The sequence below is a fragment of the Streptomyces kebangsaanensis genome (assembly GCF_001906585.1).
In the GTDB taxonomy this organism is placed as follows: domain Bacteria; phylum Actinomycetota; class Actinomycetes; order Streptomycetales; family Streptomycetaceae; genus Streptomyces; species Streptomyces kebangsaanensis.
This window is the reverse complement of sequence record NZ_JUJA01000166.1, coordinates 84,264-92,835: the sequence shown is the minus strand read 5'-3', so window position 1 is coordinate 92,835 and position 8,572 is coordinate 84,264. Positions and strand designations below refer to the sequence as shown.

Genomic DNA, 8,572 nt, shown 5'->3' with positions numbered 1-8,572 from the left:
CGCCGGGCGCGCGGGAAGCCCACGTCGCGGCCGCACGACGCGGACCGCGGCGGAGCGCCGCCGCAGGTCGCCCGTCAGGCGGCGGACGGCCGGGGCCGCCCGGTGCCGCAGCCCGGCACCGCCTCGGCCGGACCGGGCCGGGTGGCCGGCCGGGCGAGGGCACGCGCGGCGAGCGCCGTGGCCCCATCACGGCGCCTTCACCGCACGGCAACCGGCGCGTGCGCGGGCGTACGCTCCCTCGCGACCGCCGGAAGGCGCCGGCTTCCCCTTCTCGGTACTTTCGGAAGTCTCCGTGCTTCCGGAAGCCGCTGATCGCTTCTGGAGGCACACTGGAAGCAGGGCCGTCGGTGCTCACGAGGGGGTGTCGAAGGTGACACGTCGTGCGGGAGTGTGGCTGTGGCGGTGGCGGCGGAATCCGCTCAGGCGGACCAGCGACGTCGTGGAGGCGTGGATCCTGCTCGTCGCCTGGGTCCTCGCCGTGGCCGGCGGTGTGCTGGCCGGAGTGCTGACAGCGGGCGCGATGCAGCGGAGCGCGGACCGGATCCGTGCCGAGACCCGCCCGTTGTCCGCCGTGCTGACCCAGGACGCGACCCACGGGGCGACCCGGCCGACGAGCGGCGTCCTGATGTGGGGGACCGTCCGCTGGACGGATCCGGACGGCTCGGTGCACACGGGCCGGACCAGGGTCCCGGCCTCCGCGACGCCCGGCACCACCGTCACGGTGTGGACGAACGGGCACGGCGTCCTGACCTCCCCGCCCGCCTCGCGGACCGACAGCGCGTTCCAGTCGACCCTGGGCGGGCTGTGGGCGGGCACGGCCACCGTGGGCGTGGTCATCGGCGGCGCCAAGCTGATACGGACCCGGCTCGACCACCGCCGCTTCGACCAGTGGGACAAGGAATGGGCACGCGTGGACACGCCCTGGGGCTGGAAGACCGGCTGACGACGGCTCCGGACCGTGTTCCCCGAGGCTGATCGCCGTACACTTTGAGCCCGAACGACCCGGCGGGCGGCACCGGCCCGCCCGGTACCGGCGATCAGCGAGGGGGAGTGCCCGTGCCCGGCCAGCGTTCCATCACCGAGGCGGAGAATCTCGCGCAGGCCAAGCTCGGCGGCATCCGCGTGCGCCGGGAGCAGATGGCGGCGGTGGCCAACATCTACCGGGCCGCCTCCGCGGTCCGCCAGCACCTGGAGAACTCGGTGCTGCGCGGCTCGGACCTGACCTGGACCGCGTTCGTCGTGCTGTGGGTGGTCTGGGTGTGGGGCGAGTCCGAGACCCGGCACGTCGCCGAGGAGGCCGGCATCTCCAAGGGCACCCTGACGGGGGTCTCCCGCACTCTGGAGTCGCGTGGACTGCTGCGGCGTACCGGCCATCCCACGGACGGCAGGCTCGTCCTGCTGGCGCTCACCGCCGGGGGCGAGGACTTCATGAGCCGGGTCTTTCCGGCGTTCAACGAGGAAGAGGCCTTTGTCACCTCGCGGTTGAGCAGTGAGGAGTGCCGGGATCTCGCGGAGATGCTGCGGCGGGTGGTCCTGCAGGTCGAGGAGCACGGCGAGGACCGCCGCCGGTCGCTGCTGAACGGCGCGGACCCGGCGCCGCGCCGCAGCGGGCGCCGCGCCAGGGAATGAGCCGGCGGGGCGGACTCAGCGGATCCGGGACGGCCGTGCCGCCTCCACCAGCGCGTCGAACAGGCGCTGCTGCACCGGATCCTCGTGTGCGGTGTCCTCGGGGTGCCACTGCACGGCCGCGAACCAGCTCGCGCCGCCGGTGAGTTCCACGCCCTCGATCGTGCCGTCGGCGGCCCGTGCGGTGACGGTCAGGCCCTCGCCGAGCCGGTCGATGTGCTGGTGGTGGTAGCAGGATGCCTCGGCCTTGTCGACGCGGGCGATCTCCGCCAGGGCCGAACCGGGGGCGAGGCAGACGGGGTGCCGGACGTGCCGGTGGTCCTGTCCCGGGCCGCCCATGTCCTGGTGCAGGGTGCCGCCCAGCGCGGTGTTGACCACCTGCAGACCGCGGCAGATCGCCAGCAGCGGCAGGCCCGACTCCAGAGTGCGGCGGGCCACCTCCAGGTCGAAGTCGTCCTGGAGGTCGTCGACGTCGTAGACGCTGTCGTGGGCGTCGGCGGCGCCGTACCGGTGCGGGGCGAGGTCACCGCCGCCGGGCAGCAGGACGCCGTCGAAGCGGGCGAGCCGTGCGGCGACGTCGTGCCCGGCGGGGTCCACCGGGTGGATGCTCGCCGGTTCGCCGCCGGCCCGCCACACCGCCTCGACGAGGGCGCGCGCGTTGACCTCGGCGGCGTAGCGCAGGGCTGAGGTGGTGGCGGAGAAACGGGAGGGGATCGCGATCAGGGGACGGGCGGGGGTACGGCTCACAGCTGGATCCAGGTGGTCTTCAGTTCGGTGTACTTCTCCAGGGCGTGGACGGACTTGTCCCGGCCGTTGCCCGACTGCTTCATGCCGCCGAAGGGCACGGTGAGGTCGCCCTCCTCGTAGCAGTTGACCCAGACGGTGCCGGCCTTCAGCGCCCGGGAGACGCGGTGGGCGGTGGACAGGTCGGAGGTCCACAGTCCGGCCGCGAGGCCGTACTCGGTGGCGTTGGCGAGTTCGACCGCCTCGTCGACCCCGTCGAAGGACAGGACGGACAGGACCGGACCGAAGATCTCCTCGCGGGCGAGCCGGCTGCCCGGGTCGACGCGGTCGAAGACGGTCGGCCGGAGGTAGACGCCGCCGGTCTCCGTCAGGGTCCGCTCCCCGCCGGTGCGCAGGCGGGCCCCGTCGTCGGCGCCCCGCCGGACGTGGTCCAGTACGCGGCCGAGGTGGGCCTCCCCGACCAGGGCGCCCATCTCGGTGGCCGGGTCGAGGGGATCGCCGACGCGCAGCTCGCGCGCCCGCGCCACGACCGCCTCGGTGACCTCCTCGGCGATCGAGGAGTGCACCAGCAGCCGGGACGGCGCGGTGCACATCTCGCCCTGGTTGAAGAAGATGCCCCAGGCGGCGGTGGCGGCGGCCTTCGCCAGGTCGGGGGCGTCGGGCAGGACGATGTTCGGCGACTTGCCGCCGAGCTCCAGCCAGACCCGCTTGAGGTTGGAGTCGGCGGAGTAGCGCAGGAAGTGCCGGCCGACGGCCGTGGAGCCGGTGAACGCCAGCACGTCGACGTCGGGGTGCAGGCCGAGGGCCCGCCCGGCCACCGGCCCGTCGCCGTTCACCACGTTGAGCACGCCCGGCGGCAGCCCGGCCTCGGTGGCGATCCGGGCGAGCAGCAGGGCGGACAGCGGCGAGCTCTCCGAGGGCTTCAGCACGACGGTGCAGCCGGCCGCCAGCGCGGGGGCGACCTTCCAGCCGGCGAGCGTCAGCGGGAAGTTCCAGGGCACCACGGCGCCGACGACTCCGGCCGGCTCGCGGGTGACCAGGGCGAGCGCGTCCGGCGCGGTGTGCGGCGACTCGTCGGTGAGCTTGTCGGCGAGCTGCCCGTACCAGCGGAAGGTGTTGATCAGGGCGCGCAGTTCGATGTCGTGCGCGTCGGTAATCGGCTTGCCCATCTCCAGGGTCACGGCGAGGGCGAGCTCCGCCCNCGCCGCTCCTGGAGGAGGTCGGCGACGCGCAGGAGGACACGGCCGCGGTCGGCGGGCGCCAACCGGGGCCACGGTCCGCTGTCGAAGGCACGGCGGGCGGCGGCCACGGCGGCGTCGACCTCGGTGGTTCCGGCGTCGGCGACCTCGGTCAGCACCTGGCCGTCCCGGGGTGAGACGACGGGGAAGGCGGCGCCGCCGCCGGCCTCCTCGGTGCCGTCGATGTGGTGCGCGCGAGGCGGTGCGAACGCCTTCGCGCGGCGGAGCCACTCGTCGTGGGTGACAGCGGGCATGCGGTCCTCCAGACCACGTTGATCGTTCAGTCGTTCCAGGGCGGGCGGGGTGGTTACGGCGTCGCCCGGCGCCGCCTGACCCGTTCCTTCACCGCGCCCAGCACCAGTACCAACGGCACCAGGAGGGTGAGGCCCACGGCCGTGCCGATCGAGCCGCCGATGAGGGTGGTGAAGTTGGCCAGGATCAGCCAGATGGCGCCCGCCAGGCCGAGCACGCCCAGCACCGGGGCGACGAGGGTGTTCCACACCCGGTTGTCCAGGCGCTCACGGCGGAAGAAGACCACCACCGACACCGAGGTCAGCAGGTACAGCAGCATCATCGCCAGGACGGCCACCCCGCTGAACCAGGAGAAGAGGGTCAGCACCGGGTCCTTGCCGGTCAGCGCGAAGGGCACGACCAGGGCCAGCGCGATCACGGTCTGCACCCAGCCGGCGGCCGCGGGCGCGTGGCGGGTGTTGAGCCGGCACAGCCCCTGCGGCAGCAGCCCGTCACGGCCGAGCGAGAACAGGTAGCGGTTGGCGGAGTTGTGGAAGGTGAGGATGCCCGCGAACAGGGAGGTGGCGAGCAGGATCGGCAGCACCTGGTTCACCCAGCCGCCGAACTCCGCGGCGATCGGCGCGAAGACGAAGCCGGTGGAGTCCCCGCTCGCCAGCGCCTTGCCGGCGGCCTCCGACGCCTTCGAGGCGCCGTAGGAGGAGATCAGCGTCCAGGAGGTCAGTGCGAAGAAGCCGGTGACCACGAGCACGGAGAGGTAGGTGGCCCGCGGGACGGTCCGCCTCGGGTTGCGCGCCTCCTCGCCGTAGATGGCGGTGGCCTCGAAGCCGAACATGGACGCGACGGCGAACATCACGGCGACACCGGGTGCGCCCTGCAGCGCCGCGGACGGCGAGAAGCTGTGGGTCACGCCGAGCCCCTCGGGCCCGCCGCCCTTGAACAGGGTGACCAGGCCGAACACCAGCAGGATGCTGAACTCGGCCGTGACGAAGACGGCCAGCACGCGGGCGCCCATCTCGATGCCGGCGGCGCCGAGCACCTTCACCAGGACCATGGTGGCCAGCGCCCAGACCCACCACGGCAGGTCCAGGCCGGTGTGCTGGGCGACCAGACCGCTGACGATGGAGCCGTACAGCCCGTACATGGCGGCCTGGATGACGCAGTAGGAGAACAGGGCGAGGCCCGCGCTGCCCGCTCCGGCGGTACGGCCGAGCCCTCTGCCGATGTAGGTGTAGAAGGCGCCGGCGTCGACGACGTGCCGTCCCATGGCGACGAAGCCGACCGAGAACAGCAGGATCATGGCGCCCGCCAGCACGTAGGCGGCGGGGGTGCCGGCTCCGTTGCCGATGGCGACGGAGATCGGGGCCGCCCCGGCGATGCCGGTCAGGGGGGCCTGCGCGGAAAGGACGAAGAAAAGGATGCCCAAAACGCCCAGCGCATTGGGCTTGAGCGTGGCTGCGGTGGATGTGTCCCGCACGGTCCGCTCCGCGGCGGCCGTCTGACTGTCCACTCGGATCACCTGCCAGAAAAGGGAAGGGTCGTTTCGGGCCAAACGAGTTGCATCATCCTGCGGGCGCAACTATCCGTTTGACAAGAGGTTGAGGGCTGGGAATCCGCGTGGATCACCGATTCTTACGCCGCCGTGACCTGCGGTCCGGGGCACGCTCGGTCCAGCGTACGGTTCAGGCGCCGTCCGGTTCCTCGGCGAGCTGCTGGAGCAGGGTGCGCAGCCGGGCGAGGGCCTCCTCGGTGACCTCGCGCTCGCCGAACACCAGCTGGTGCAGCACCAGGCCCTCCAGGGCCGCGAAGACCAGCCGGTAAAGGCCCCGGTCGACCGGCCGGCCGAGCATCTGGGACAGCTCGCGCCGGGCGGCGTCGAAGTACTCCTCGTACAGGCCGCGCAGGTGCGGCATGAGTTCGGGGCGGCGGCGCGCCTCCAGCATCAGCTCGTACTGGAAGGCCTGGAGGTCCGGGCCGGACTCCACCATGTCCGCCAGGCCGGCGGAGAAGTCCGCGGCGCTGCCCGTGCCGGGCTCGAGCGCGCTGCTGTTCATGGAGGAGCGCACGGCGTGGGCGAGCGCCTCCTCGATCAGCGCGTCACGTGAGCCGAAGTGGTGCACGACGAGCCCGTGGGTGACCCCGGCCTCCTCGGCCACGGCCCGGTAGGTGAGCCTGCGCAGCCCGCCCCGGGCCACCACGCGGACGGCCGCGTCGAGCAGGGCGTCCCGGCCTGCCCCGTAGTTCCGCACCCGCTTGCGCGGACGCCGCCCACGGCCGGACCCGGACCCGACGGCCCCGCCCGACCCTGCGGCCTCGGCGGACGCGGTGCGCCCACCGGACCCTGCGGCCTCAGCGGTTCCAGGTTCGGCGGACACGGCGGGCACGGCAGATCCGGCGGACGCGGACACCCCGGCCTCGGGGACCGGGGGCCCCGCAGTTCCGGCGCTCCCCGCCGGCCCGGCGGACTCCGCCGAAACAGAAGTCCCACCGGACCCTGCGGGCTCCGCGGTCACGGCGGCCCTGCCCCCGGACGACTTCGCGGACTCCGTGGACGCGGTGGCGGAGCCGATGGACTCCGCGGGCGCGGCAGTCCCATCGGGTCCGGCAGGCGCGGCGCTCCCGGAGCACCCGACCGACCCGGTCGGCCCATCACTCCCACTCGCCCCGGCCGACCTGGCACCCCCCGCCGGCCCGGCGGACTCCGCCGAAGCGGAAGTCCCACCGGGCCCTGCGGGCTCCGCGGGCGCGGCGGAGTCCGCGGGGTCCACGGACGCGGCGGGCTCGGCGGGCTCGGCGGGCTCGGTCATGGTGCCGACCCTACCCACACCGCCCCGCTCAGCGGCGCGGCGGCCTGATACCACGGAATTCCCAGTCGCCGCCGAGCGCGGTGGACAGGACCTCCTCGGACTCGGTCGGCTGGGCGCCGACGTCGGTCCGGATCGGGGTCGGGCCGGTGACGACGTGGTTGGTGAGCCGCCCCAGTCCCTCGACCTCCACCTCGACCACGTCGCCCGGCTTGACCGGGCGGGAGTTGGCGGGGGTGCCGGAGAGCAGCACGTCACCGGGGTAGAGGGTGATGGTGCGGGCGATGTCGGCGACCAGGTAGTGCATGTCCCAGGTCATCTCGTCGGTCGAGCCGTCCTGGACGACCTCGCCGTTGACGTAGGTCCGCAGCTTCTTGCCGCGGAAGTCCCAGTCGGTGACCAGGCCGGGGCCGAGCGGGCAGAGGGTGTCGGAGCCCTTGACGCGCAGCATGGAGCCGGCGTCGGTGTCACGGAAGTCGTGCAGGCCGTAGTCGTTGGCGACCGTGTATCCCGCGATGTACTCCCCCGCCTCGGCCGGGGAGATGTTGCGCGCCGTCTTCCCGATGACGATGGCGACCTCGCCCTCGTAGTTCAGCCACTCGCAGCCCTCGGGGCGCACGATCGCGCCCTTGTGGGAGTTGAGCGAGGAGGTCGGCTTGTGGAAGTACGTCGGAGTGTCGGGCAGGTCGATCCGGAACTCGTCGACCCGGCTGCGGTGGTTGAGGTGGACGGCGATCACCTTGGAGGGGACCACCGGGGGCAGGTGCTGCGCGTCGTCGATCCTGACGCGGCGGCCGTCCCCGGCGACCAGCTCGTCCCCGTCGACGGTGACCTGGACGGCGGCACCGTCGAGGAGGATGCGGCGGTACTCGGGCATGGGGGACCTTTCTAGGCGGTCGTGTGCGGGGCGGGGGACGTGGGCAGACCGGTGCCGGTCCAGCCGTCGGCCGGGCGGTCGAACCACAGGTGGACCTGGCCGGTGCCGATGGAGTTCTCGTACTCGCCATACTGGCGGGCCCTGGCCGTGCAGGCCTGCTCGCCGAGCGCGCCGGCCATCATCAGGTAGTGGAAGAACTTCGCCTCGGGCTTGTACTTCCAGAACTCGTCCATGGTGTCGAGGACCTTGTCGTGGCGGCCCTCCTTGAACCAGGCGATGCGCTCGTGGTCGGCCTCGCGGGCCTCGGCCGTGAAGATGTGCGCCGGGTCGCTCGATTCGTGGTCGCGCAGCTCGCGCAGCGGCCAGAAGGTGTGCGACAGCGCGCCGGAGGCGATCAGCAGGACGCGGCGGCCGGGGGTGGCGGCGATGCCGTCCGCGAGGGCGCGGCCCAGGCGCAGGTGGTCCTCCATGTCGCCGGTCTGGCAGACGCCGATGGTCACCCACCGCTTGTCGGGAAGGCCCTCGCCGAGGAACTTCCACAGGTTGATGGTGGCGTAGTAGATCGGCAGGTACTCGTCGTCGATCGCCGTGATCCAGGTGCCGTGCTTGTCCGCGAAGGAGGCGATGTTCTGCGCGAGCTCGGGGTCGCCGGGGAAGTCGTACGGCATCCGGCACATGCCGCGCGGCAGTTCCTCGGAGGTGAACAGCCCCGCGCGGCGGTGCTGGCCGGTGACGACGAACTCGACGGTGGTCGCCCAGTGGGAGTCCAGGACGACCACGGTGTCGTAGTCGTCACGTTCGAAGACGTCCTTGCGCAGCTGCTCCAGGCCGGTGACGAGGGTGATCTCCTTGCCCTCGTTCAGCTCCAGCCGGACGGCCTCGGGCAGCACGATGGTGGGGACGTGGGCGAGCAGGCCCGCCCCGACGATCTCACCCATGGTCCTTCCATCCCTTCGGTGCGGTGACGGTGTTCTTCAGGTCGCAGTAGAAGTCGAAGCTCCAGGTGCCGCCCTCCCGGCCGACGCCGGAGTGGC

8 protein-coding genes and 1 pseudogene are annotated in these 8,572 nt (G+C 72.8%); 2 read left to right on the top strand and 7 right to left on the bottom strand.

Annotated features, from left to right (window positions below; all coding sequences use genetic code 11):
* The first annotated feature begins 370 nt into the window (after positions 1-370).
* On the top strand, positions 371-943 hold the full coding sequence (locus tag RH94_RS34515) for an Rv1733c family protein (protein WP_234426247.1): 573 nt from the start codon (positions 371-373) through the stop codon (positions 941-943).
* A 113-nt stretch (positions 944-1,056) separates the two neighbouring features.
* Entirely contained in the window at positions 1,057-1,629 is a 573-nt protein-coding gene (locus RH94_RS34510; protein WP_073952242.1) for a MarR family winged helix-turn-helix transcriptional regulator, read from the top strand.
* 15 nt (positions 1,630-1,644) lie between these two features.
* Here the strand turns inward: RH94_RS34510 and RH94_RS34505 are convergent, their stop codons facing one another.
* From RH94_RS34505 to RH94_RS34480, 7 genes and pseudogenes are all read right to left on the bottom strand, one after another.
* Positions 1,645-2,373, bottom strand: coding sequence for a gamma-glutamyl-gamma-aminobutyrate hydrolase family protein (locus RH94_RS34505; RefSeq protein WP_073952241.1), 729 nt, complete (start codon positions 2,371-2,373; stop codon positions 1,645-1,647).
* Positions 2,370-3,571 (bottom strand): annotated as a pseudogene (locus RH94_RS34500) (aldehyde dehydrogenase); the annotation flags it as partial. The pseudogene RH94_RS34500 and the gene RH94_RS34505, both read right to left, overlap by 4 nt.
* Before the next feature lies 1 nt (position 3,572).
* A partial coding sequence (locus RH94_RS45610; RefSeq protein ID WP_234426246.1) for an aldehyde dehydrogenase family protein occupies positions 3,573-3,862 on the bottom strand: 290 nt, incomplete at its 3' end.
* A gap of 53 nt (positions 3,863-3,915) precedes the next feature.
* Positions 3,916-5,367: an APC family permease gene (locus tag RH94_RS34495; RefSeq protein WP_073952240.1), complete on the bottom strand. Its 1,452-nt coding sequence runs from the start codon at positions 5,365-5,367 to the stop codon at positions 3,916-3,918.
* Between the two features lie 172 nt (positions 5,368-5,539).
* The gene (locus tag RH94_RS34490) at positions 5,540-6,106 is read right to left on the bottom strand and encodes a TetR/AcrR family transcriptional regulator (protein ID WP_073952239.1); all 567 of its coding nucleotides are present in this window, start codon (positions 6,104-6,106) and stop codon (positions 5,540-5,542) included.
* A gap of 586 nt (positions 6,107-6,692) precedes the next feature.
* Positions 6,693-7,538, bottom strand: coding sequence for a fumarylacetoacetate hydrolase family protein (locus RH94_RS34485; RefSeq protein ID WP_073952238.1), 846 nt, complete (start codon positions 7,536-7,538; stop codon positions 6,693-6,695).
* A gap of 11 nt (positions 7,539-7,549) precedes the next feature.
* Positions 7,550-8,476 carry a 3,4-dihydroxyphenylacetate 2,3-dioxygenase gene (locus tag RH94_RS34480; RefSeq protein WP_073952237.1) on the bottom strand — a complete coding sequence of 309 codons (927 nt, stop codon included), beginning with the start codon at positions 8,474-8,476 and terminating at the stop codon, positions 7,550-7,552.
* Positions 8,477-8,572: the final 96 nt, after the last annotated feature.